Source organism: Propionispora sp. 2/2-37, assembly GCF_001298735.1.
Classification (GTDB): Bacteria; Bacillota; Negativicutes; order Propionisporales; family Propionisporaceae; genus Propionispora.
In genome coordinates this window covers 293,634-317,609 of the sequence record NZ_CYSP01000001.1, presented here as the reverse complement: position 1 = coordinate 317,609, position 23,976 = coordinate 293,634, and the positions used below count along the sequence as shown (strand labels likewise).

Sequence of the window (23,976 nt, the reverse complement as noted above, 5' to 3'; positions counted from 1 at the left end):
TTATAGCTTAGTCTACCTTATTTTTAATGGTTATTTTAATTATTTTAATAAACGGAAGACACCGGTCACTTTACCAATGATAGAAACATTTTTTACATACAACGGAGTAAAGCTGTCATTTTCAGGCTGTAGCCGGACATGATCTTTTTCTTTGTAAAAACGCTTTACCGTAGTTTCTTCATTATCAATCAAGACAACAACAATATCACCATTATTGGCTGATTTCTGTTCACGCACTAAAATATAGTCACCGTCAAGAATGCCTGCATTCATCATGCTGTCTCCCTTAACCGTTAACATAAAAACGTTGTCATCGCGCACCAATTCGGTTGGCAACGGATATGTTTCCTCAATATTCTCTATTGCCAGGATCGGCTGTCCAGCCGTCACACAGCCGACAAGAGGAACAGGGGTGAGTTGTTTTTGCCGCCAGGGCGCCTCATCCAATACATCAATAGCACGGGGTTTGGTAGGATCACGTTTTATAAATCCCAGTTCTTCAAGTTTAGACAGATGGCTGTGCACGGTTGAACTGGAACTCAACCCTACAGCTTCCCCAATTTCTCGCACTGAAGGAGGATAGCCTTTAGCCCGCAGTGTACTTTTAATGTAGGTTAAGATTTGCTTCTGGCGAGAGTTTAATAGCGCATCTTTATTCATTATTTATCCTCATTTCATAAATGTTTCGTTCAGCTTATTACTTCTTAATATTATCTTTATATATATATTATCTTAATATTAATAGTATACCAATAGTTAGTAAAAAATGCAAACATTCGTTCGAAATGCACTTGACCAGAACATATGTACTGTGCTAAAATGTAACCAAACAAATGTTCCGGAGGTCGCGAAAATGTCTATTACAAATACTGTATATCGTACTTTATATCGATATACAGGTTTATTGATCATATTGTTAAGTTTTATATTTTTTATAACTTATCCGGTAGTATCGGCTCAAGACAATGTCTTTTTAAAGACAAAATCTTATGTGATTGTATATGTTGAACCCAACGACACTGTATGGAGTATCGCCGCAAGATATATTTCCGACAAACATGATATTCGCGATTTAATTAGCGCAATTACCGAAATAAATCACTTAACAACAAATTCGGCGATACAACCGGGACAAGCATTAAAAATCCCTGTTAAATCATAAAAAAAGAGGTTATTTCAGCTTCTTTTTTTTATGATTTTTACGTCCGATAATATCTATTATGTAAAATTAACGGAAAGGGGAAGCTCAAAACAACAAAGTATATTTTTCAATCCTTATACACATATTATATATGCTAATTTTAGGAGGTGAAAAAATGCATTACACTGTCAACGGGCTAAGTGAAAAAGATGTTATGTATTTACAGGAAGCTATGGAACTAGAGAATCTTTGTATTACAAAATGTGCAGTATATGCCGATCAATGCCAGGATCCTAATATAAAAAATCTGTTTTCTCACATAGCCAAGACGAAACGTCAACATGCTGATAAAATAAAACTGGTTTTGGAAAAAAAACAGATATAAATACGGAGGTAAAATTAAATGGCCAGAATTAGAAGAAATTATTCTCAGTTTAAAGATAATGTTTCAGGTACCGGCTTATCTGATCGTGATATGCTAATGGATATGTTGCTAACAGAAAAACAAGTTTCACATGTATATGAACAGGCTACCATGGAAGCATCTTCATCGGAACTTTTAAATATGTTTGAAGCATTCCAACAGGACGAACACACTAATGCCCACGCAATTTTTGAAACCTTGCAGGAAAAAGGCTGGTACGAAACAGTTGGTTCCGGAGCTACGAGAAATTCAAGACGCTTTAACGGACGAAATTTTATAACAGCTAGTCCGGTAAATAGCAACTATGCGGTTAAATCCTCGGCAAGAAACTTTGGTAATAAATTAGCCAATAATTCGTTAGCTTCTTTAGAATATTAAAAAAATATTGAATATCAAATCTATAAAAAACTATAAAAAAAATCTATCAAAAAGTAGAAAGAAATAGCTTATTTCTTTCTACTTTTTGATTATTCTATTCCTCTTTATTTGTCAAGGTAACATTTAACGTTTGTAAGACATGATCAATTTTATTAAATAAAGTAGCTTGCTCTGAACCAGCAAATAAAAGTCCCACCCCATAATTGTCGCCGTTATTATCGTCTGTTACAATTAATGAACCGCTATCTCCTGGCAAACTCATGGGGCCGGCTAATACCTGATCAGTAAAAAGACCGGTTTCTCTATTGTTTATGTTAATTCGAATAGTGACATCGGTAGCTATAATCATACTGTGCGTTAAGCCACTGCTTCGTCCGCTTTTTTTGATTTTCATTCCAACGCTGGGTGCCTGGCTGCCTTTTATTTCACCAATGTCCAAAACCGCCGGTTGGATGAGTTCCGGCCGGATTGGTTTGGCTACGGCACAGTCGACCAAATTAGCCTTTTCACTCTCCCGCAGGACGCGTATTTGATACTGGGGTTTAACCGTGTTAATTATCTTATTTATAATCCGTTCAAAAAACTGAGCGATTTTGCATTGTGGAGCAATCCATTCCAAATGCAGTGGAATAAATTTCTCCAGGTAACCTATAGTGAGTTCTTCGAGATTGCCATTTTCACTGTCATAAAGCCCCGGCTGTGTAATGGCATCTCCGGTTTGAGCCCGTCCGTCATCACCATTTGTTAAATTTGCCAATACATGGTTATTGGATAATATAAGGGGTTCCGAAGTCTTTTTGTCATAGACAACAGCACCAAATGTACCTGCCGATACTTTGTAATGGCCAATACTGATTCCTGGTTTTGCCGGGCGCATGATTTCAATACGGTTGTTTAATAAGCGTATATCTCCCACTTCGATAACATCTGTGGGCAGACCGGCTAAATTTTTTGGTATATAGGATGATCTTTCCAGCTTTTTCTTTTCTATTTTTTCTTTTACCAATACAACGACTGCTTTACGGTTGGTATCTTTTCCCCTTATTGTTTTTTTACCATAGCCTACACCCACCACATTGGCTAAATCGGCAACTTGCCGATACAATCCAAAATCTGCAATACTCATACATTTCCCTCCGCTACTAGCCGGCTTGATTAGCACTATAAATTCATCAATGTATGATATGCTTTCGCAGAATAGCAAGCAACCTTCTTATTTACAAATACGAGTGGATTATTTTTTTTATTGCCACTACTTTTTCGCTGGCTGCCATTTCACCTCGATTAATACATAGTAATGCCTGTTTAGTATTTTGAAAACTAATATCGTGGATTTCCGGACGAATAATTATATCGGCGTACTGTTCGCCTTTTAATAAGGTTACTTCTCTTCCCATGATATCAATACATTGCAGTAATATCTCCGCAACAGAGTTAATGTTATAGTTGGCTTGCCCGGCATAACCTAAGTCCACTCCGATAATTATATTGGCACCCAGATGATGTAGAATATCTGTTGGCAAATTATTTTTTACGGCTCCGTCAACCAGTGTCATGCCGCGAAATTTTTTAGGCAGGAAAATACCAGGTATCGATATACTGCTGCGAACGGCATCGGTTAATAGGACATTATGATAATATCGGGCATTTAAAATCTCCCTTCGCCCTTCTACTGGTGTAGTAAAAAATATTGTGGTAGCTGTATTGATATCTACAGCAGTAATCGCTAGGGGAATATTTGTATCCCGGACAGTCCTTTCCTGCCAAAATTTAGAAAAATAATTTTCCAATTTATCACCCTGTATCAAGCCTGTTGGCAAAACGGACCAAAACCGAAATTTTCCGTTGAAAAACCATTTCATCCCCTGTTTAATTACGTCTGAAATAGTTACATTCAAATCAATTAGTTTTGTAAGATCTATATTTTCCGCAAATTTAATCATCTGTCTTGGTGTATATCCACAGGCATATAAAGCGGCTACAATAGACCCGGCACTAGTTCCGGCAATCATATCTATAGGGATATGGTTATCATTGAGAGCCTTTAACACGCCGATATGTGCGATACCTCTTACCCCTCCGCCGCTCAATGCGACACCGATTTTAGGCTTATCTCTGAAATTATGTCCATTAACACGAATGAGCATAAAATCCCCCCATATTCTCATATACCATACTATGAAGAGATGCAGAAGAAAGCCCAAAAGAAATAACACCTGTTGAATTAATTCAACAGGTGTTATTTCTTTTGGGCTAGAATAATCATACGTGGTGTCTCCGGTCCATAAGGGCGCTGATCAAATGAACCATAAGTGGCTTTAACTAAAAAACCGCTTTGTTCTAAAATCGCTATCATTTCTGATAGAGAGTAAGCCCGTAATGCAAATTCATATTGAGTTTTTGTTCCGGTAACTTGATTAATCAACTGTCGCTTCATCGTAGCCATGCCATTTTGTAATTCCACTTTATATGATAGCACATATTCTCCGTTAGGATGACGCCAATAACGGTTTAGGCTGTTTCGAACCATCCATTCTTTATTTAATAAATCAATAAGAAACAATCCATCAGGGAAAAGAGAATGATTAATTAAGTGTAAAACATGTGCATTTTCTTCATCCGAAAAGTAACCAAACGCAGCGAACATATTAATTACTGCATGAAATTTCTCACTATAAGAGATTTTACGCATATCACAATGATTAAAATTGATGGTAACTTTTTCCTCTGAAGCCTTTTGACTTGCAATTTCCAGAAATTCTTTAGTGGCATCCACACCAGTCATATTATAGCCTAATTTAGCTAATTCGATAGTATGCCTTCCATATCCGCAATATAAATCTAAAATACAGGAATGAATAGGCAGTGACAATACATTGTTTATAAAAGTAATCTCTTGTTCCGTACCTGCTAATGAATATGTTTTAAAATCACCTAGCATTTCTTGCGTCATGATGACACCACCATTTATGCCCAAATTGGCAATTTAAGATTTAAATAGAACAATTTCCATATAACTTAACACAGTTCCTACCGGAATGCTTTGCGGTATACAAAGCAATATCTGCGCATTCTATCAATTCAATATCATAATAAGCATCTTGAGGATAATTAGAGATACCGATACTTACCGTTACAGCGCCATTAGGCTGAGAAGATCCGTTAGGAAAAACATGTTCGGCTATTCCCTTGCGTATTCTTTCTGCAAGTATACAAGCTTCATCCACGATAGTTTCAGGTAATAAAATGGCAAATTCTTCTCCGCCATAGCGTACTACAAAATCGACATCCCGGCAAGCCTGCTTGGCTAAAGTGGCGACAGTACTTAAAACACTATCCCCGGCCAAATGTCCGTTCGCATCATTGTAGTGTTTAAAATAATCAATATCAATCATAATCAAGGATAATGGCCGTTTGTAACGAACAGCCCTTTTTAACTCTTGCTCCAGGATCGTCCGAAAATAACGATAGTTATATAAACCAGTCAATCCGTCAGTAATGGCTTGCACCTCCACTTTGGATACATGGCTGGCATGGGCTATCGTTACAGCCACTTGACTGGCCAGTGAACGGAGTAAATCCAAATCATAAGGTTGCAGAATACGTCCATCCATGGTCTCAACGTTTAGTACACCTAAAAGTTTATCACCTACAACCAAAGGAATGGCCACTTCGCTAATGCAGCCATTATTTCTGGGAATATAGCGTGAATCTTGGCTTACATCCTCAACATACACCAATTCCCGATGCAAAGCGGCATATCCGGTAATTCCGTCCCCTAACGGAATTCGTACATCGTCAGCAAAACCACGTTGTGCCTTCGTTTTTAATTCTTTTCTCTTTTCATCATATAACAAAATCGATACATGAGTAAAGCCCAATTCTCTTGTAATACCATCCAGGATTTCATTTAAAACTTCCTGTTCATTAACTGTTTTTTGAACGATGGAAGTAATCCGATATAAAGCAGCAATTTTTTTATGTGCCTGTTCAATATCCATCATGCGAAACTCTAAATTCGACATGGCAATATAAAGATCCCGATTTAAACTTTCGTATTGCTCCGACATACAGGTGAACTCTTCTTCAATCAATATCGATTCAGTGATATTTTTTATAAAAATAATTACACAATTTTGTTCGGATACAAAGGAAAAATCGCATGAAAAATATTCACTTAATCCCCGCACCCCTATATGAAATATTTTGGAAATGTGGACCGACTGATGCGATGTAACGCATTCTTTATAAGCGTTATACAGCAACTGATAGTTTCCGGCATTACAAGCTTTCTTCAGCAAGTTAAACAAATTTTTGCCAATAAAATACTGCAGGTTGTGTGAATTGTGTCTGCTAATAGTAATATATGCGATTTTCTCTTTTGAATCCACAGTTATCAATGATGAAGAAATGTAGCTGACTACTGTATCTAACATGGTAGCATGCAATGCATCCGTCACTTTAATCAATCCACCCCAAAATTACAGTACCTTATACTATTCGCCAACTTGGCACTAAATCCTTCTACAGAAAACATCTGTAACAAAAACTGCCCCACAGCACTGTAGGGCAGTTTTTGCGGCACCCCGTATAATAATCATTTTATAATCGTAATAAAATCACCTGTTTTGATCATGGCTGCATTGCCCTCATCTGTGTCAACATGCATTTCTAATAATGACTGTTCACTTACCCGGATTAATACATTGTCGAAAATCAGTCCCCTTGTCCCTTCACACTTTACTTTTACAATTTGCCTATCTTCTACGCCAAACTCAGCAGCATCGGCAGGGGTCATATGAATATGGCGAGCAGCGACAATAACGCCTTCTCGAAGTTCTAACTGGCCTTTGGGGCCAACCAGCCTAATGGGTGCCGAGCCATTAATGTCGCCGGAATCACGCACCGGCGGGGCTATTTTCAATTTTAAAGCATCTGAAAGAGAGATTTCCACCTGTGATTGTTTCCTTTCAGGCCCCAGTATTCTTACCTTAGGGAAGGTCCCTTTTTCCGAGACCAGATCAACCACTTCTTCCGCAGCGAATTGTCCTGGCTGTCCCAGTGCCTTTTTAAATGTCAACTGATATCCCGGACCATATAAAATATCCAGATGTTCACGTGTTATATGTACGTGACGTGCCGAAATACCTACTGGAATTTTTTTGTCGATTGACATTGAGATCACACTCCTTTGTATATAGTTATATATCATCTGGATAACTAAGTATTAACCTAACCAGCCGGACAATCTTTCAACACATTCTCTCAACCGTTCTTCTGGCTGAACGAGTGCAATACGGACAAAACCTTCACCATATTCACCAAAAGCGATGCCTGGAATAACAGCAATACCCGTATTTTTCAACAGGTCTACTGTAAAATCCAGAGAGGATTGCCTTGTAGGTACGGGAGCCCAAACAAACATAGATGCCTTAGGACTCGGGGTTGTCCATCCTAACTTATTGAAACCATGAATAAGTACATCACGCCGTCTTTGATAACAAGCAACTAAATCTTTAACACATTGTTGCGAACCATTAAGGGCGGCCACAGCGGCTTGCTGTATCGGGTAAAACACGCCATAATCAATATTTGATTTTAGACGTCCTAATAATTCAATAATCCTGCGATTTCCTACAGCAAAACCGATACGGCAGCCTGCCATATTATAGGTTTTCGAAAGAGAGTGAAGTTCAATGCCCACCTCTTTTGCACCAGGGACGGATAGAAAACTATCGGGACGGTAACCGTCATATACCAGTTCGCTATAAGCAAAATCATGAACAACCACAAAAGAATAGCGGTTAGCAATATCAACCACTTTACTGAAAAAATTTTGTGTTGCTGTTGCTGCTAAGGGATTATTAGGGTAATTAATAATCATCATTTTAGTACGGCGCAGTACATCTTTACTAATAGTGTCTAAATCCGGTAAATAACCATTTGCCGGAATAAGCGGCATTCGGTATAAATCCGCTCCTGCAATCAACGGGCCGGCCGTATAAATGGGATAGCCCGGATCAGGAACTAATACTACATCACCAGGGTCAACCAGACACATAGCAATGTGAGAAAGCCCATCCTGCGATCCCATTAATGAATGGATTTCTGTTTCCGGGTCCAGAGAGATGGAAAACTTACGCTTATACCATTCTGCTATGGAATTGAGCAGTTTTTCCGTTCCTTTTGACAGGGTATATCCATAATTAGCGGATTCGGATACGGCATGAGCTAATGCCTCCATAATATGTTGTGCCGGAGGCATGTCCGGGCTACCGATACTTAACGTAACAACATCTTTTCCCCTACTGATTTCCGCTTTGCGCAAATCATCCATTTGTGTAAAAATAGCAGACATTAAATGATTCATTCTAGTCGCTTGATTTATTGCCAACACATAAAAACCCTCCTATTTTGCCCTCCTATTTTGCAATGACTATGGATGACGTAAAAGAGTTTCTATTGTAACAAGGATTTGCCGGTCAATCTCATACTACGGTGATGAGCCTCATGCACCAGACGTTCTTCATCTATTGTGGTTAATGTACGATTATCCAGCAGAATTTTCCCATTAACAATAACGGTATGGACGTCTCCGGAAGAGGCTGAATATGTCAATAAGGAAACCTGATCGTGGCGAGGATACCAATGGGGAGCTTTCATATCCAACAGAACAATATCCGCCTTGTACCCCGGGGCAATGACTCCTGTGGTTTTTTCCAACCCCAAAGCCCGTGCTCCATAGTGAGTAGCCATACGACAAGCTTCTTTTGCCGGTATCACTAAAGGATCCTGTAAATTGACCTTATGTAGCAATGCTGCCAAACGTAGTTCTTCCAACATATCCAGGTTATTATTACTGGCAGCCCCGTCTGTACCCAAACCAACACAGATACCGGCTTTGAGCATTTGTGAAACGGGTGCGATACCACTCGCTAATTTCATATTGCTTCCCGGATTATGGGCCACACGAACTTGCTTTTGCTGCATAATATGAATATCTTCAGGCGAAACATGCACACAATGTGCGGCTAGCGTTCCACACTCAAAAAGTCCCAGATCAGCCATTAAGGCGATAGGTGATTGACCATACTGTTGAATGCAGTTTTCTACTTCACCGGCAGTTTCCGATAAGTGGATATGTATTTCGGCTCCCAGACGCTGAGCTAACCCAACCACCCGCTTTAAATATTCAGGAGGACACGTGTATGGAGCATGCGGCCCAAGCATGACTGTAATCCGTCCATCTGCTGCATTGTGATATTGTCGGAAAAAAGATTCACTTTCAGTTAAAGCCTGTTCGGCATTAGGGCTAACACCAGCCATACCGCGCGATAAGACCGCTCTGATACCACTTTCGGATACGGCCTGGGCCACATGCGGCATTTCAAAATACATATCTGCAAAGGTTGTAGTCCCCGTTTTTATCATTTCGGCAATAGCCAATAAACTGCCATAATAAATATCTTCCGCTGTCAAATTGGCCTCTGCCGGCCATATTTTATTTTCCAGCCAATCCATTAGCAACATGTCATCGGCATAGCTTCGAAATAACGTCATGGCTGCATGAGTGTGAGCGTTAATTAGGCCGGGAATTGCCAGTTTATCTGTACAATCAATGATTTTGTCAGCCCTGAACCCATCACACTCGCCAATTTCAGTAATTACTGTATCAGTAATACTAATATTAGCAGGTGTAACCGTGCCGCTTGCACTCAAAATATCCGCATTCTTGAGCAATAATGTATTTCCCATTCTTTCCGCCTCCCTATCTTTCCTGGTAGTTGTTGTCAGGCCTGGTGCAGATAGGCTTCCTGCTCAGATGTTAAATGGTCAATGGCTACGCCCATGGCTTGAAGTTTAAGTAATGCCACACGGGAATTTAAAGCATCAGAAGCTACATAAACTTTATTTTCCATTTCTCCAGCATGTTTGGCAATATGCAGAACGGACAAAGCCTGCATTGCAAAGGATAAATCCATGATTTCTGTTGGATGCCCGTCGCCTGCAGCCAAATTAACCAAGCGTCCTTCTGCCAGCAAATATACTTTTTTCCCGCTTGTGAGTACAAACTCTTCAATGTTTTTACGGACTATACGCTTGGAAACCGCTAACTGTCCCAGGTCGTGCTTATTTATTTCCACATCAAAGTGACCGGAATTGGCCATAATGGCGCCGGATTTCATTTGCAGAAAATGTTCACGGCGGATTACATCCCTGCAACCGGTTAGAGTAACAAAAATGTCACCTATTTTTGCTGCTTCGCTCATCGGCATAACTCTGAATCCGTCGAATACAGCTTCTATCGCTTTAATAGGATCAATTTCGGTCACAATAACGCTGGCGCCAAGACCTTTGGCTCTCATGGCCACACCTTTTCCGCACCACCCGTAACCGGCAACAACCACATTTTTTCCGGCTACCGTCAAATTGGTGGTACGCATAATGCCATCCCAAGTAGATTGGCCAGTACCGTAGCGGTTGTCAAATAAATATTTGCAATAGGCATCATTAACTGCCATCATGGGAAACTTTAAGCGTTGCTCAGCTTCCAGCGCTCTCAGACGGATCACACCAGTAGTAGTTTCTTCCGAGCCTCCGAGAATATTAGCGGCTAAATCACTGCGGGAAGTATGCAGCAGTGATACTAAATCACCGCCATCATCAATGATAATGTGGGGTTTTGTGTCTAGCGCCCTGTGAAGGAACTGCTCATACTCTTCCGCTGTACAATCATACCAGGCATATACTTTTACTCCCTGCTCGGCAAGTGCTGCCGCAACATCATCCTGAGTGGATAAAGGATTGCTGCCTGTAACCGCTATATTAGCTCCGGCATTTTTCAATACCAAGGCTAGATAGGCTGTTTTCGCCTCAAGATGCATGGTGACGACAATATTTTTACCAGTAAGCGGTTTTGTTGCCGATAACTCATCATTTAACACATTTAGTACCGGCATGAACCCTTTAACCCAGTTAATTTTATCAGTCCCCTGCGGTGCCAGTGAAATATCCCGAACCATAGATTCCATTTTAATTTTCACCCTTTTTAATTTTTATTTTTGCAATTGCTTCCGGATATGGAGCTCGTATAACCCCATACTCTGTAATAATTGCTGTTATTAAAGAATGTGGGGTTATATCAAAAGCCGGATTATATGCACCAACCTGTTCCGGTGCAATACGTACACCGGCTATGGTAGTAATTTCCTCCGGATTACGCTCTTCGATCGGAATCTCTTCCCCGCTTTCCAGCGAAAAATCAAAAGTGGAAACAGGAGCTGCCACATAAAAAGGAATGTTATGCTCCCTTGCCAGTACTGCCACACCATATGTACCGATTTTATTGGCGACATCTCCATTGAGGGTAATGCGGTCCGCCCCCACAATGACAGCTTGAACCATACGTTTACGCATTACCCAGGCGGCCATATTATCGGTAATCAGTTTGACTGGAATATGATCCTGCATTAATTCCCATGCTGTCAAGCGGGCTCCCTGTAACAACGGTCTGGTTTCATCGGCAAAAACGCAGCTTATATTGCCTTCGGACCAAGCTTTGCGAATAACTCCCAGTGCAGTTCCATGTTCTACGGTGGCGAGGGCACCGGTATTACAATGTGTTAATATGGCCGTAGGTTGGGAAAAAAGTCCCGCTCCATGTTTGGAAATTAATTGATTGACACGGCTGTCTTCATCAGCTATCAGCACAGCTTCCCGTTCCAAAACAGCCAATATTCTTTCTGAAACATCTCTTTTATGGGCTTCCACAACGCTGAGCATACGGTCAACCGCCCAAGCCAAGTTGATTGCCGTAGGCCTTGTTTGCTTCAACTCAGCTGCTATGCTTTGTATTCCGGGATATATATCCGTTTCATTTCCGGCAATTTCACGCGCTCCCAATACCATCGCAAAAGCAGCGGCGGCGCCAATTGCCGGGGCACCACGTACCTCCAGTCTTTTAATGGCATCGGCTACCTTACGATAGTCATGACAGTTAATATATTCCACTTTACCGGGAAGAAGTGTTTGATTCAGCAACGTTAGAGACGAACCATCCCACTGTAATGATCGCATAAAGTTCCCTCCTTACAGTTTAAACCCACCGTATTCCGCCAAGGCATGACGGCAGTTACAATCCCGTTCAAGATTTAACTTTTTAATTGCGGCCATGGCCAACTGTTTAATGTTGTGCGTATTGGCATTCATTGCCTCGACAACTTCAGCATGAGTTAACGGTGAAGTGGATATACCAGCGGCAAAATTTGTAACCATAGAAATAGTAGAATAACAGATCTCCGCTTCGCGTGCCAGCACTACTTCCGGAACGTTAGTCATACCGACCAAATCGCCCCCCAGTTTTTTAAACATAGCAATTTCCGCCGGAGTCTCAAAACGTGGCCCTTCTGCACACACATATACTCCCCTGTCATGCATAGTAAGACCCAAGCTATTTCCAGCTTCCAGCAGCAATTGCCGCAAAGAAGGACAATAAGGACTGGTTACATCAACGTGTACAACGCCGCGCTCACCGCCCTCATAAAAAGTATTAACCCGGCTTTTGGTAAAGTCAAGAAATTGATCCACCAGAACAAAATCACCCGGTTTCATATTAACATTTAAAGAACCGACTGCAGTTGTGGCAAGAATATTTTCCACACCTATTTTTTTCATCGCCCAAATATTGGCACGGTAATTAATTAAATGTGGCGCAATGGAATGTTTACTGCCATGCCGAGGAATAAATGCAATATTTTTTCCTTCGAATTCACCCACCTGAAAGTTGACATCTCCATAAGGTGTAACCACTTCCATAGTTTGTATATGACTCAAAATGGAAGGATCATATACCCCTGTTCCACCGATAATTGCAATTTTCACCATTGTTTTCACCCTTTAAATGGATTTTTGTATCTTCTAATCCTCATATCATTGTACTATAAATTGCCCGAAAGAAAAATACAACATATTTAGATTAGATCCCATCCCAAGGAAAGAGCCCGTAAATTGACTTCTACTGTCCTTCCCGGAACGGATTTAATTACTGCTTTTTCACCAATGCTACGTTCAAAACCTAACTTTTTTAGTGCAGTTCCTAATAAAATGCTGTTAACTGTACGTGGCTCCCCAAGCTTTATAGCCATGCCAATAGCATTAACCGTTATGGTTTGACAATAGGAAGACAGTGTTTTCAAAATGTCCCCAGGGTAAGAAACTGTTCCCGTCATGCCGGACACAGGAGGTATTTCCTGTTCATTTACAATCATTATGCCTTTAGATTGCAAATAATCGGACCAACGTAATGCTTCTAACTTTTCAAACGCGATAATCATATCCGCTTGTCCTATTTCAACCATAGGTGAAAATATTTTATCGGCAAACCGGACATAACTTACCACACTCCCGCCACGCTGAGCCATGCCGTGTACTTCGGATTGTTTAACATCGTAGCCTGATAATTGCGCCGCCTGGCTGATAATCCTGCTGGCTAGAACAGTTCCCTGCCCCCCTACTCCGACAATCAAAATATTTGCCGCTTTATTCATGTATATCCCCTATCCTCTTCAATGGCTGAAAACATGCATAATTGCGTACAGACAGCACAACCATTGCATAACACTTCATTTATGAAAATTTCTCCGTCTCTATTACCAATCGCCGGACAGCCTATGTCTAGACAGGACCGGCAATATTTACAGTTTTCATGAATAATCCTATAGCTGCGGGCCATGCGTTTATTAATTAAAACGCACGGCTGTTTTGCGATAACAACAGCAGTTTCTTCGCAGGCAATTGCAGCTCTAAGAGTCTCGTTAACCTGCTTTAAATCGTAAGCGCTAATCTGCCATACCTGTTCTACCCCACAGGCACGAACCATTGCTTCTAAATCTATTTTTTTTGTCGGTTCATTTTTTATTGTAAACCCTGTAGAGGGATTGTGTTGATGTCCGGTCATTCCGGTCGTTGAATTATCTAAAATAACCAGTATTATCTTTCCACGATTATATACTACATCCATAAGGGCAGTAATTCCGGAATGCAAAAAAGTAGAATCTCCAATAGTCGCCACGATCTTTCTATCCGGCATTACCTTGGACATACCAAAAGCATTTCCAATGCTTGAACCCATACATAAGCACAGTTCACCAGCATTCAGAGGGGGCAGCGTGCCCAAGGTATAGCAGCCAATGTCAGTAGTAATATAATCAGCTACTTTGTTAAGCACATAAAAAATGCCACGATGAGGACATCCTGGGCAGAGAACCGGCGGACGGGCGGGTAGATTATGACTGGTTATCATACTGGAGCTTTTTTCGCCAAGGAGCTTTTCCTTAATCATCTGGGAATTCAACTCTCCAATGGCAGGGAAAAATTCTTTACCAACGACGTTAACGCCCATGGCCCTAATCTGTTCTTCTAAAAAAGGTTCACCCTCTTCAATCACATACAAGGTATCATGCAACGCGGCAAATTCTCTAATTGCTTTTTCCGGTAATGGATAGGTAAAGCCAAGTTTTAAATAAGTTGCACGCTCCCCCAATGCCTCGCGGGCATATTGATAAGCAATGCCACTGGTGATAACGGCAAAGTCCTCACCGCTACCTTCGGCTCGGTTGCCGGGAAAGGTATCCAGGTATATCCTAAGTTTTTGCAGGCGCTCTTCCAAAGTGATCCGGAGCTTTCTGGCATTTGACGGCATGACAACATATTTCTTCGTGTTTTTCGCATAAATGCGTTTTTCCCTATTGAGCGGTTCCCGCAAAACAACCAGACTTTTTGAATGTGCTATCCGAGTTGTGATACGCAAAAAAACCGGTAAATCAAATTGTTCACTAAGTTCCAGACCAAGGATAACAAAATCCTTTGCTTCCTGACTATCCGACGGTTCCAGTAAGGGCATTTTCATAAATTTTGCGTAATAACGGTTGTCCTGCTCATTTTGTGAGCTATGCATCCCCGGGTCATCTGCCGACACTACAAGAAACCCTCCGTTAACTCCCGTATATGCTAACGAGAATAACGGGTCGGCTGCCACATTGACACCAACATGTTTCATCGCGACTAATGCGCGTTCACCTGCAAAACAAGCTCCCTGCGCAACCTCAACCGCTACTTTCTCATTTGGGGACCATTCGCTGTTTATTCCATCATAAACAGCAATATTTTCCAAAATTTCCGTGCTGGGGGTTCCCGGATAAGCACAGGCAACTTTTACACCAGCTTCATAAGCACCACGTGCTATGGCTTCATTTCCCGATAGCAACTTAACGATAATATCTCCTCCCTTCTCAATATTTTTCTTGACATTAACATTCGCCATAGCAGGTAAAAATCCTTGTAATTTTATAAATTTACACCGACCAGTCCGCCCAATGAGCCGGCTGCAATACCGGCTAACAATTTATTAATAAAAACCAATAAGCTAAGCGACTCATCCTGCAATCCTTTACCGATCAAAACAGAAATGCACACATAGGCGATACCAACAGCCATACCAATGAAAAGCCCCTTTGATTCGGCTTTTTGTGTTGCAAAAACACTACCGCAAAATATACTTATTATACTGATACCGACCATTATATATTGTAGATGTTGATCAATAAATTCATTTTCGGAAATCAAACTAAAAACGGACAAAAGTAGAGCACAAACTAGCGAAAAAGCAAAACTAACCAAAATTCCCCTTATAATAAGTGATATAAGTCCGGGAACTTTTTGGGGAGGAGCATTATTCCAACGTGTATAGCCTTTTCTTAACACAGTCAATCCCCCTTTATTTTGGAAGATAAATTATTTAATGTAAATTTATGCCGTTATAAATTAATTATGCCCCCATACAGAAAAAAAGCTGACAACTTAGTTTTAAGAAAACTAATTGTCAGCTTTTTATAAGTTCCATTGCTTTACAGTATCCATAATAGTATAATTTGTCAGATCAAAATGGATAGGCGTAACTGAAATTTTTCCTGCCGCTACTGTAATAATATCGCTATCCGGATCATTTTCGCACTCCAGGATATTGCCACCCATCCAGTAATACGTTCTCCCTCGTGGATCCTTACGTGGCTGAAAAGTATTTTCATATTCGCGCCGACCCAGTTTGGTAACTGCAACTCCCATAATTTCACTTTCCGGCAAAGCCGGCACATTAACGTTTAACAGTGTTCGCGGCGGTAAGGGATTTGTATAAAGCGTTTGCGCTAATGTAACAGCAAACTTAGCTGCGGCAGCAAAATCAAAATCATTACGGCCGTCAAGCGAAACCGCTATGGCCGGGATGCCATGAAGCGCACCTTCGATAGCAGCACTGACCGTTCCAGAATAGAGTACATCGGTTCCCATATTGGGACCATGATTTATCCCCGATACAATGATATCCGGTTTTGTTATTCTATCCGTCTCCAGCGCAATTTTTACGCAATCGGTAGGAGTTCCGCCCACTTTCCAGCCTTGAACGGAAGTTCCGGGAAAACTATACTCATCAACATAAATTGGGTGGCGAACGGTTATCGCCTGACTAGTTGCACTGCGTTCCTCATCAGGAGCCACAACTGCGATATCGGCATTATGCATAAATTCTTTGACAAGGGCTTGAATGCCTGCCGCGTGAATTCCATCATCATTAGTTAATAAAATGCGCAATATAATTCCCTCCTTCAGATTTTCACCTGATTCACAAATACAGCGTCATTCCCTATTGAAAAAAGATGAGTATAATACTCACCTTTTTTACCAGCTATTATTTATTTAGCAGCTTGTTTGCCTAATAACTGTTCTTTGGGGAATTCTTCTGAGGTTGTCAATAATATCTCCTTATAACTCATACTCCTTGTATGCTGGGTATGGCTCCAAACCCTTTCATTCCGATGAATAAATCCAAGAAAGGTAATCGGAATCCAACTGTAAATAAACAGCGGGTACATAACCAGGTATAACCAGCATTTCCAACTAGCACGGATTTTGGCTAATACGATGACAGGAAAAATATACTGACCAATAGCAATGGCCGTCCATACTTCTACAGGTAACACCGTATACAAAATGTTAGTATAAAAAGGTATAAATTGGTACACATAGCTTGCTAAAATGAAAAATGTAGAAAGTATTAAGAAGTACGGCTGGATTAAGTGAATAATCCCATCCAGCAAACGGATATCTCGTTGCTTTATTCCCTCCACGAGAAGGCGGGGAATATATCTGCCAGCAACATCAAAATGACCTTGTGCCCAGCGTTTACGTTGATTCCATGACTGCTTAAAAGTCAACGGCTTTTCATCATAAACAATGGCGTCATGCGCCCAAGTCGTGGGAATTCCTTTGACCAAAGCTTTCATAGTAAATTCCATATCTTCAGTCAGACAAGTGGCGCCCCATCCATGTTCTTCCAGTATTTCGGATGCAATGCACATGCCTGTTCCACCCAGAACACTGGATAAGCCAATGTTATATTTGGCTAAATGCCAAATATGATTCACCACCCAAAAGGAAATCGCAAAAGTTCCTGCAATCCAGGTATCATTTGGATTTTTAGCATCAAGATAGCCTTGAATGACCTTATCGCCCTTACAAAGACGGTTATTCATCTCCAATAAGAAATTGGGATGCACTAAATTATCCGCATCGAATATAACCACTGCATCATATCGGCGTTCAAATCGAAACAGTTTGGCAAACATCCACTCCATGGCAAAACCCTTGCCCCGTTCTTCGAGATTAACCCGCTCATAAACATTGGCACCAGCATGTCTGGCAATTTGTGCCGTTTTGTCACTACAGTTATCTGCAATAACAAAAATATCATATAACTCATTAGGATAGTTTAACACATGCAGATTTTCTACCAATTGACCAATAACCTGTTCTTCATTATGTGCGGCAACGACAACCGCGAACGTTTTTTTCGGGGTAAGTATTTTGACTTCCTTTTTTCGCCACATGCCAAAAAATGCAACAACAAAATAATATACCGTAAAAAAAGCAATAATCAGTTGTACCGGGATCATTATGTAATCAAAAATATAGTTCATGCGAAGTTACTCCTTCTAAAAGACCTGTTTTAAAAGGTACTTTATAAGAATCAATTCCAACCGTACAAACACCATTGTAGAATCCTCAAACATGGATTGTCAAGATAAAACCGGGTAAAATGGAATTAAGAATAATATAACCCGACAAAAAAACAAGTATCCGAACAATTGGATACATTAAATAGTCCGCGAATCAAATAATCCAAATAATGTATTCAGTATTCCAAATACAGCATAGGAACAGAAGGGAATAAAAAGCAATGCAGTAACCCCTTGTGTAAGGAATATCAGATAAAGTGCAAACGCTACCGTAATAGCAGCCGGAAGTATACGAACTCTCTCACCTTTCCCTTTAAAATCAGGATATTTAATCGTACTGACCATAAGATAAGCAAATAAAATGACCATAACGGCAAAGAGCCATGTTGCCGGTTTAATACCCAATAGCACAAATGTGGCAACAACACAGCCGGCCGCTGGAATGGGCAGCCCCATAAAGTAGCCCTTTACTATACCTGTATTGATATTAAATCTGGCTAAACGAAGTGCTCCACAGGTAGCAAAAAGAGCCGCCACAAAATAACCTGCATAGCCCATTTCATGGAGCAAAAAAGTATAGGCCAGGACAGCCGGAGCCACCCCAAAGGAAACCAGATCACATAGAGAATCCAATTCCCTACCAAAATCACTGCTGACATTAAAGAGCCGAGCTACCCGCCCGTCAAATCCATCCGCAATCATAGCAGCAACAATGAAAATAGCAGCGTTTGAAAAGCGTCCGTGCAAAGTAGAAACAATAGCAAACATACCCAAAACTAAATTAAGTGCTGTCAATGCATTGGGAATGATACTCTTCATTCTGATAACCTCCCAATAACGGTTTCCCCGCCTTTAACCCGATCTCCCTTTTTAACGAGAACTTCCACTGATTTAGGCATAATTACCTCTGTACAGGAACCGAATTTTATCATACCATACCGTTGGCCCTTCTCTATCGAACTGCCCAATGTTACCCACGAAACGATCCTCCGTGCTATTAATCCGGCAATTTGTGTGACCAAAATGCGCATGGATTCATTTTCCAATCCAATGGAATGCCTTTCATTTTCATATCCTACAGATTCCTTATAAGCGGGACGAAAACGTCCGCAAGTATACTGTTGAAAAGTAATTTCACCGGAAATAGGACTACGATTTACGTGCACATCAAAAACCGATAGAAATATGGTCACCTTGTTACCAACTTCGTTTAGAAATTGGTCATCGTAAACCTCACATACACTCATGACTTTTCCATCAGCCGGTGACAAAACCAGCATATTGTCATCAGGTATTTTCCGGTTGGGATTTCGAAAGAAAAAAGTAACAAAGGCTAGCAAAGTTCCAGGGACAATACTCCAGTATGGACTAACGGCCAAAGCGACTACGGCAGTGATTAGTGCGAGAATAGCAATGTAAAGGTACCCTTCTTTGACTATAGGCGTTTTAACCATTTACACACCCCCTTTGTCCCTCTATGGTGTTTTATAAAAACAAAAAGCAAGAAAGTCACAACTTCCTGCATTCTCAAACTATTATAATATAATGAGAGTGCTTTGTCTAATCTTTTTTATACCTTATGACCTGACAAACAAAACGTGGTAACGCCAGCATACGGATGGCACGATATGGCTGGCATAACAAACGGAACAGCCATTCCAAATTGGCTTGTTGCATCCATAAGGGGGCTCGGCGTACATTACCGGCCATTACATCAAAAGTTCCTCCCACACCAATGCACACGGGTATCTGCAAAGTATCTAAGTTTCGATATAACCACTTTTCCTGTTTGGGAACGCCCAGCGCTACCAGTAAAATAGCAGGTTTTTCTTTGCGGATAGTATCAACTAACTGGTGCTCCTCCCCATCTGCCAAATAACCGTTTCGTGTACCAACAATTACGATACCCGGATACAATCTTTCTGCCGTTTCCTTTGCTTTTTCCGCTACCCCGGGGGCTCCACCAAAAAGAAATACCCGATACCCTTTCCTAGCGGCCTGAGCCAACAATCTTTGTGTTAAATCATAACCTGCAACCCGTTCGCTCATGCTATGGCCAAGATAACGTGCTGCCCATACAACACCGGCCCCATCGGGAACAACCAGATCGGCTTTATTAAGAATACATGCTAATTCCTGATCTTCCTTAGCCATCATAACCATCTCAGCATTGGCGGTAGCCACCAAATGGGGTCTATCCTCTGTAAGAAAGGTCTCAATTGCATCTAATGCCTCTTGCATAGTCACGCTGTCAATCATAATATCTAAAACAGGTATTTTTGTACGCACTGCGCCGCAGAATCCCCTTTTATCTTTTATTGTGCCATAAAATCAAGAATTTGGCTAAAAAATATTCTATCATATTATTAAAATTTGGGCAATTTAAATGGTAATCGCCAGCGTGGTTTTTTCTTTTCTTCCTTTGCTGCATCTTTTTTGTCAGATTCTTTTTGGCTAGCTTGGGGATTTTTATTACCTGTTCTATGATGAAAATCGAACTCTGTAGGTTCCGTTCCTTTGATAAATGCATCATATTCTATTTCCGGACAGTCGGGGGTTGCTAGTTTTCCCGAAGTGCTGCATACCGGTACACCGGTAACCATATTGGGAGGAATCACAAAATTCCCTTGGGAAACAACGGGAATTTGAGATACCATTGTCCCCCAAAGCTGTGCAACCTGGCTGCCGGAAATGTCAACCGGCTTCCGGTCGTCATTGCCAACAAGTATTCCCACAAGAATTTCAGGAGTAAAGCCGATAAACCAGGCTGTTTCATAATTATCCGTAGTTCCGGTTTTCCCTGCCGATTCCCGTCCAATATTTGCCGCTGTCCCGGTACCCCTGGTAATAACCGCTTTCATCATATCGGTAGCTAGATAGGCGATTTCCGGGCGTAAAACCGCCTGTTGGACTAAATGATTCTCCTCTAAAACTTGATTGTTTTCATCTAAAACTTTAATAATGCTAACCGGCTTAGACAGGATTCCATTATTAGCAAAAGGAGTATAGGCAGTGCTTAATTCCAGCAAGCTCACCCCTTGGGTCAATCCCCCCAGGGCTGCAGCGAGATTATCGTCTTCTGGAACAATTGTACTCAACCCCAGATTTTTTGCCAGGGTAAGTACTTCACTCATTCCCACTTGCTGTCCGAGCTTAACTGCTGCTGTATTTACCGATAAACTCAGTGCTTTTTTCAAAGTCATTGCCCCGTTATACTTTTTATCATAGTTTTTGGGTTTATAACCGTTAATATTTAAAGGCTCATCAACAAGGAGCGAATTTACACTCAGACCCTGATTAAGCGCTGTTGTATACACAAAAGGCTTAAAAGCCGAACCTGGCTGCCGGATTTCTGCAACAACCCTGTTGAGTTGACTCTCTTCATAATTTTTTCCACCCACCATAGCCTTGATGTATCCGGTTCTGGGGTCAAGTGCAACAACAGCCCCCTGATAGTTTCCCAAAGCCGCTTCTGCAAGCTGCTGTACCTTACTGTCCAATGTCGTGTATATTTTCAAACCACCTCGGTATACCCGGTTGGCACCGTAACGTTCGACTAGCTGGTTAGCAATGTAATCAATAAAATACGACGCCTGTATGGAACGCTTTTTTTTACCGGCAAGAACAATCTTTTCCTGCCGTGCAGTTGCCGCAGCTTCTGGTGTAATATAACCGGCATTAACCATACCATCAAGAACGATGCTGCGCCGTTCAGCAGCGGCATTGGGATCCACATAAGGAGAGTAGATGTTTGGTCCACGAGGCAGACCTGCTAATAACGCACTTTCTGCTAAACTTAGTTCACTGGCGTGCTTACCAAAATAGACCTGGGCGGCAGCTTCAACTCCATAAGCACCTTCACCAAAATAGACCTGATTGAGATAAGCTTGTAATATTTCCTGTTTAGTAAACTTCCGTTCCAACGTGATAGCTAAAAAAAGTTCATTTAGTTTGCGCGTGAAAGTTCTCTCTTGTGTCAAATACATATTTTTAGCCAATTGTTGAGTAAGCGTGCTGCCTCCTTCTACTAAGCCGCCTGCGCGTATATTAGCCCAAGCAGCACGCAAAATACCGATAGGGTCGATACCGAAATGACTATAAAAACGAATATCTTCATTGGCAATAATAGCCTGCTGAACATATACCGACATACTATTTAACGGAACAACAACCCGATTTTCTTCGAATAATTTAGCAATAAGCTGTCCGTTTTCATCAAAAACTTGCGTTGCCTCAATCAACTGTAAGTTTTCCAAATTATCTGTTTGCGGTAAACGAAAAAATGAACAACCATTTAAACAGAGCATAAGAAATAAAAGTAAAACGCATATGCAGGTAAGATTTGGATGTTTTTTCATTTTGCACCTCCCTTGTCTGTAGTATGGCAAAAATTCTCAAGATTTACGCGTTCACGCACTGCGAAAAACACCGCCAATAGGTATTGGCGGTGTTAAAATATTACAATTATTATAGACTATAATTTGGTGATTCCTTAGTTATATTTACATCATGCGGATGACTTTCTTTCAGACCAGCTCCCGTAATACGGATAAAACGCGATTTGGTAATCAGGTCATGGATGGTAGCAACCCCACAATAGCCCATACCGGAGCGTAAGCCTCCTATCAACTGAAAAATGGTGTCTGCGAGCGTTCCCTTGTACGGTACGCGCCCTTCTATGCCTTCAGGTACCAGTTTGTCCATATTTTCCTGAAAATAACGGTCCTTGCTTCCCATCGCCATAGCACCTAACGACCCCATACCACGATAAACCTTATAGCTGCGTCCCTGATAAATAATTGTTTCACCGGGGCTTTCTTCCGTACCGGCCAGCAAATTCCCCACCATAACCACGCTGGCACCGGCAGCGATGGCCTTTGTTATATCTCCGGAATATTTTATACCCCCATCGGCAATAACCGGTATGTTAAACTCCCGGGCAGCCCGGGCACACTCATACACCGCCGTAATTTGCGGTACACCGATACCGGCAATAATCCGGGTAGTGCAAATAGAGCCGGGACCGATACCGACTTTGACCGCATCAACACCTGCTTCAATCAAATCACGGGTCGCCGCCGCAGTAGCCACGTTGCCGGCAATTAAATCAACCTGCGGATACTTTTTCTTAATGGTTTTAATAGCCTCCAACACTCCCCGGGAATGCCCGTGGGCAGTATCCACAACTAAAACATCTACCTTGGCAGCCACAATGGCCTCCACCCTGTCCATCATATCTGCCCCCACACCCACGGCAGCAGCAACAAGCAGCCTTCCCTTGGAGTCTTTAGCCGAATTGGGATATTTTTGGGCTTTCTCAATATCCTTTATTGTGATTAGCCCTTTTAATTTCCCCGAATTGTCCACTAAAGGCAATTTTTCAATGCGATGCTTACGCAGCAATTCCTTGGCATCTTCCAAAGAGGTCCCTACAGGTGCGGTAATTAAATGTTCCCTGGTCATACAATCACGAATTTTAACCGACAAATCCGTTTCAAAACGTAAATCACGATTCGTAAGAATGCCTACCAATTTATCGTCCTGCGTCACCGGAACACCTGAAATATGATATTTTTCCATCAGGTTATGTGCATCTTGCAGAATATTATCCGGTGATAAAAAGATGGGATCAACAATAATACCGTGCTCCGATCGCTTTACTTTATCAATTTCATTGGACTGTCTTTCGATGGACATGTTCTTGTGAATTACGCCTAAGCCACCCTCCCGTGCCATCGCTATGGCCATACGTGCCTCGGTAACCGTGTCCATTCCGGCACTGATTATGGGAATGTTCAATTGAATATTTCTAGTTAACTGTGTACTAACCTCTACATCTCTAGGTAATACATCAGATTTTCCAGGAATTAACAATACATCATCGAATGTCAAACCTTCTGCAGCAAATTTGTCTTCAAACATGAATTTCTCTCCCTTCCCGAAACATTACATATATTTCATAATAT

Annotated in this window: 24 protein-coding genes; 3 read left to right on the top strand and 21 right to left on the bottom strand. The window is 41.3% G+C overall.

The window, feature by feature from the left end; all coding sequences use genetic code 11:
• Positions 1 to 39: 39 nt before the first annotated feature.
• Complete coding sequence (lexA, locus tag P22_RS01655) at positions 40 to 660, bottom strand: transcriptional repressor LexA (RefSeq protein ID WP_054258454.1); 621 nt, start codon at positions 658 to 660, stop codon at positions 40 to 42.
• 193 nt (positions 661 to 853) lie between these two features.
• Here lexA and P22_RS01650 point away from each other — a divergent pair, with 193 nt between their 5' ends.
• The 3 genes from P22_RS01650 (at position 854) to P22_RS01640 (ending at position 1,943) form a co-directional block, all read left to right on the top strand.
• A complete protein-coding gene (locus P22_RS01650) occupies positions 854 to 1,162 on the top strand; it encodes a LysM peptidoglycan-binding domain-containing protein (RefSeq protein ID WP_054258453.1) in 309 nt (102 codons plus the stop codon).
• A 154-nt stretch (positions 1,163 to 1,316) separates the two neighbouring features.
• Positions 1,317 to 1,526, top strand: coding sequence for a ferritin family protein (locus P22_RS01645; protein WP_054258452.1), 210 nt, complete (start codon positions 1,317 to 1,319; stop codon positions 1,524 to 1,526).
• A gap of 18 nt (positions 1,527 to 1,544) precedes the next feature.
• Positions 1,545 to 1,943 carry a spore coat protein gene (locus P22_RS01640; protein ID WP_054258451.1) on the top strand — a complete coding sequence of 133 codons (399 nt, stop codon included), beginning with the start codon at positions 1,545 to 1,547 and terminating at the stop codon, positions 1,941 to 1,943.
• 94 nt (positions 1,944 to 2,037) lie between these two features.
• Here P22_RS01640 and P22_RS01635 read toward each other — a convergent pair whose 3' ends face one another.
• The 20 genes from P22_RS01635 to guaB form a co-directional block, all read right to left on the bottom strand.
• Complete coding sequence (locus P22_RS01635) at positions 2,038 to 3,069, bottom strand: Nal1-like putative serine protease (RefSeq protein ID WP_054258450.1); 1,032 nt, start codon at positions 3,067 to 3,069, stop codon at positions 2,038 to 2,040.
• Positions 3,070 to 3,160: 91 nt separating this feature from the next.
• Entirely contained in the window at positions 3,161 to 4,090 is a 930-nt protein-coding gene (locus P22_RS01630; RefSeq protein WP_054258449.1) for a patatin-like phospholipase family protein, read from the bottom strand.
• A 92-nt stretch (positions 4,091 to 4,182) separates the two neighbouring features.
• Positions 4,183 to 4,896 (bottom strand): class I SAM-dependent methyltransferase, encoded by a 714-nt coding sequence (locus P22_RS01625; protein WP_054258448.1) that lies wholly within the window; start codon positions 4,894 to 4,896, stop codon positions 4,183 to 4,185.
• Between the two features lie 40 nt (positions 4,897 to 4,936).
• Entirely contained in the window at positions 4,937 to 6,403 is a 1,467-nt protein-coding gene (locus tag P22_RS01620; RefSeq protein ID WP_054258447.1) for a diguanylate cyclase, read from the bottom strand.
• A 137-nt stretch (positions 6,404 to 6,540) separates the two neighbouring features.
• Entirely contained in the window at positions 6,541 to 7,119 is a 579-nt protein-coding gene (pduL, locus tag P22_RS01615; RefSeq protein ID WP_054258446.1) for a phosphate propanoyltransferase, read from the bottom strand.
• 51 nt (positions 7,120 to 7,170) lie between these two features.
• Positions 7,171 to 8,340, bottom strand: a complete 1,170-nt coding sequence (locus tag P22_RS01610; RefSeq protein ID WP_235814519.1) for an aminotransferase class I/II-fold pyridoxal phosphate-dependent enzyme — start codon at positions 8,338 to 8,340, stop codon at positions 7,171 to 7,173.
• 62 nt (positions 8,341 to 8,402) lie between these two features.
• Complete coding sequence (locus tag P22_RS01605; RefSeq protein WP_054258445.1) at positions 8,403 to 9,698, bottom strand: amidohydrolase; 1,296 nt, start codon at positions 9,696 to 9,698, stop codon at positions 8,403 to 8,405.
• A gap of 35 nt (positions 9,699 to 9,733) precedes the next feature.
• Positions 9,734 to 10,975 (bottom strand): adenosylhomocysteinase, encoded by a 1,242-nt coding sequence (locus tag P22_RS01600; protein ID WP_054258444.1) that lies wholly within the window; start codon positions 10,973 to 10,975, stop codon positions 9,734 to 9,736.
• Between the two features lies 1 nt (position 10,976).
• The gene (gene mtnA, locus P22_RS01595; protein WP_054258443.1) at positions 10,977 to 12,020 is read right to left on the bottom strand and encodes an S-methyl-5-thioribose-1-phosphate isomerase; all 1,044 of its coding nucleotides are present in this window, start codon (positions 12,018 to 12,020) and stop codon (positions 10,977 to 10,979) included.
• 12 nt (positions 12,021 to 12,032) lie between these two features.
• A complete protein-coding gene (gene mtnP / locus P22_RS01590) occupies positions 12,033 to 12,827 on the bottom strand; it encodes an S-methyl-5'-thioadenosine phosphorylase (protein ID WP_054258442.1) in 795 nt (264 codons plus the stop codon).
• Positions 12,828 to 12,913: 86 nt separating this feature from the next.
• Positions 12,914 to 13,489 carry an indolepyruvate oxidoreductase subunit beta gene (locus P22_RS01585; protein WP_054258441.1) on the bottom strand — a complete coding sequence of 192 codons (576 nt, stop codon included), beginning with the start codon at positions 13,487 to 13,489 and terminating at the stop codon, positions 12,914 to 12,916.
• Positions 13,486 to 15,264, bottom strand: coding sequence for an indolepyruvate ferredoxin oxidoreductase subunit alpha (gene iorA / locus P22_RS01580; RefSeq protein ID WP_235814518.1), 1,779 nt, complete (start codon positions 15,262 to 15,264; stop codon positions 13,486 to 13,488). The genes P22_RS01585 and iorA overlap by 4 nt, the downstream gene beginning before the upstream one ends.
• Before the next feature lie 23 nt (positions 15,265 to 15,287).
• On the bottom strand, positions 15,288 to 15,704 hold the full coding sequence (locus P22_RS01575) for a TIGR04086 family membrane protein (protein ID WP_054258440.1): 417 nt from the start codon (positions 15,702 to 15,704) through the stop codon (positions 15,288 to 15,290).
• 126 nt (positions 15,705 to 15,830) lie between these two features.
• Positions 15,831 to 16,586 (bottom strand): 5'/3'-nucleotidase SurE, encoded by a 756-nt coding sequence (gene surE, locus P22_RS01570; protein ID WP_054258439.1) that lies wholly within the window; start codon positions 16,584 to 16,586, stop codon positions 15,831 to 15,833.
• Between the two features lie 101 nt (positions 16,587 to 16,687).
• Entirely contained in the window at positions 16,688 to 17,971 is a 1,284-nt protein-coding gene (locus P22_RS01565) for a glycosyltransferase family 2 protein (protein WP_054258438.1), read from the bottom strand.
• 177 nt (positions 17,972 to 18,148) lie between these two features.
• Entirely contained in the window at positions 18,149 to 18,829 is a 681-nt protein-coding gene (pssA, locus tag P22_RS01560) for a CDP-diacylglycerol--serine O-phosphatidyltransferase (RefSeq protein WP_054258437.1), read from the bottom strand.
• Complete coding sequence (locus P22_RS01555; RefSeq protein ID WP_054258436.1) at positions 18,826 to 19,464, bottom strand: phosphatidylserine decarboxylase family protein; 639 nt, start codon at positions 19,462 to 19,464, stop codon at positions 18,826 to 18,828. The genes pssA and P22_RS01555 overlap by 4 nt, the downstream gene beginning before the upstream one ends.
• A 106-nt stretch (positions 19,465 to 19,570) precedes the next feature.
• Positions 19,571 to 20,299, bottom strand: coding sequence for a WecB/TagA/CpsF family glycosyltransferase (locus tag P22_RS01550; RefSeq protein WP_054258435.1), 729 nt, complete (start codon positions 20,297 to 20,299; stop codon positions 19,571 to 19,573).
• A gap of 77 nt (positions 20,300 to 20,376) precedes the next feature.
• Positions 20,377 to 22,368 carry a transglycosylase domain-containing protein gene (locus P22_RS01545; RefSeq protein WP_054258434.1) on the bottom strand — a complete coding sequence of 664 codons (1,992 nt, stop codon included), beginning with the start codon at positions 22,366 to 22,368 and terminating at the stop codon, positions 20,377 to 20,379.
• A 109-nt stretch (positions 22,369 to 22,477) separates the two neighbouring features.
• Positions 22,478 to 23,932: an IMP dehydrogenase gene (gene guaB / locus P22_RS01540; protein WP_054258433.1), complete on the bottom strand. Its 1,455-nt coding sequence runs from the start codon at positions 23,930 to 23,932 to the stop codon at positions 22,478 to 22,480.
• Positions 23,933 to 23,976: the final 44 nt, after the last annotated feature.

Bases quoted from the DNA above. Each gene is read 5' to 3' on its own strand.
- lexA (WP_054258454.1), bottom strand. From the start codon at position 660: ATGAATAAAGATGCGCTATTAAACTCTCGCCAGAAGCAAATCTTAACC.
- P22_RS01635 (WP_054258450.1), bottom strand. From the start codon at position 3,069: ATGAGTATTGCAGATTTTGGATTGTATCGGCAAGTTGCCGATTTAGCC.
- pduL (WP_054258446.1), bottom strand. From the start codon at position 7,119: ATGTCAATCGACAAAAAAATTCCAGTAGGTATTTCGGCACGTCACGTA.
- P22_RS01630 (WP_054258449.1), bottom strand. From the start codon at position 4,090: ATGCTCATTCGTGTTAATGGACATAATTTCAGAGATAAGCCTAAAATC.
- P22_RS01645 (WP_054258452.1), top strand. From the start codon at position 1,317: ATGCATTACACTGTCAACGGGCTAAGTGAAAAAGATGTTATGTATTTA.
- P22_RS01625 (WP_054258448.1), bottom strand. From the start codon at position 4,896: ATGACGCAAGAAATGCTAGGTGATTTTAAAACATATTCATTAGCAGGT.
- P22_RS01640 (WP_054258451.1), top strand. From the start codon at position 1,545: ATGGCCAGAATTAGAAGAAATTATTCTCAGTTTAAAGATAATGTTTCA.
- iorA (WP_235814518.1), bottom strand. From the start codon at position 15,264: ATGGCGAATGTTAATGTCAAGAAAAATATTGAGAAGGGAGGAGATATT.
- mtnA (WP_054258443.1), bottom strand. From the start codon at position 12,020: ATGCGATCATTACAGTGGGATGGTTCGTCTCTAACGTTGCTGAATCAA.
- P22_RS01650 (WP_054258453.1), top strand. From the start codon at position 854: ATGTCTATTACAAATACTGTATATCGTACTTTATATCGATATACAGGT.
- P22_RS01565 (WP_054258438.1), bottom strand. From the start codon at position 17,971: ATGAACTATATTTTTGATTACATAATGATCCCGGTACAACTGATTATT.
- P22_RS01585 (WP_054258441.1), bottom strand. From the start codon at position 13,489: ATGAATAAAGCGGCAAATATTTTGATTGTCGGAGTAGGGGGGCAGGGA.
- pssA (WP_054258437.1), bottom strand. From the start codon at position 18,829: ATGAAGAGTATCATTCCCAATGCATTGACAGCACTTAATTTAGTTTTG.
- P22_RS01605 (WP_054258445.1), bottom strand. From the start codon at position 9,698: ATGGGAAATACATTATTGCTCAAGAATGCGGATATTTTGAGTGCAAGC.
- mtnP (WP_054258442.1), bottom strand. From the start codon at position 12,827: ATGGTGAAAATTGCAATTATCGGTGGAACAGGGGTATATGATCCTTCC.
- P22_RS01545 (WP_054258434.1), bottom strand. From the start codon at position 22,368: ATGAAAAAACATCCAAATCTTACCTGCATATGCGTTTTACTTTTATTT.
- P22_RS01555 (WP_054258436.1), bottom strand. From the start codon at position 19,464: ATGGTTAAAACGCCTATAGTCAAAGAAGGGTACCTTTACATTGCTATT.
- guaB (WP_054258433.1), bottom strand. From the start codon at position 23,932: ATGTTTGAAGACAAATTTGCTGCAGAAGGTTTGACATTCGATGATGTA.
- P22_RS01600 (WP_054258444.1), bottom strand. From the start codon at position 10,975: ATGGAATCTATGGTTCGGGATATTTCACTGGCACCGCAGGGGACTGAT.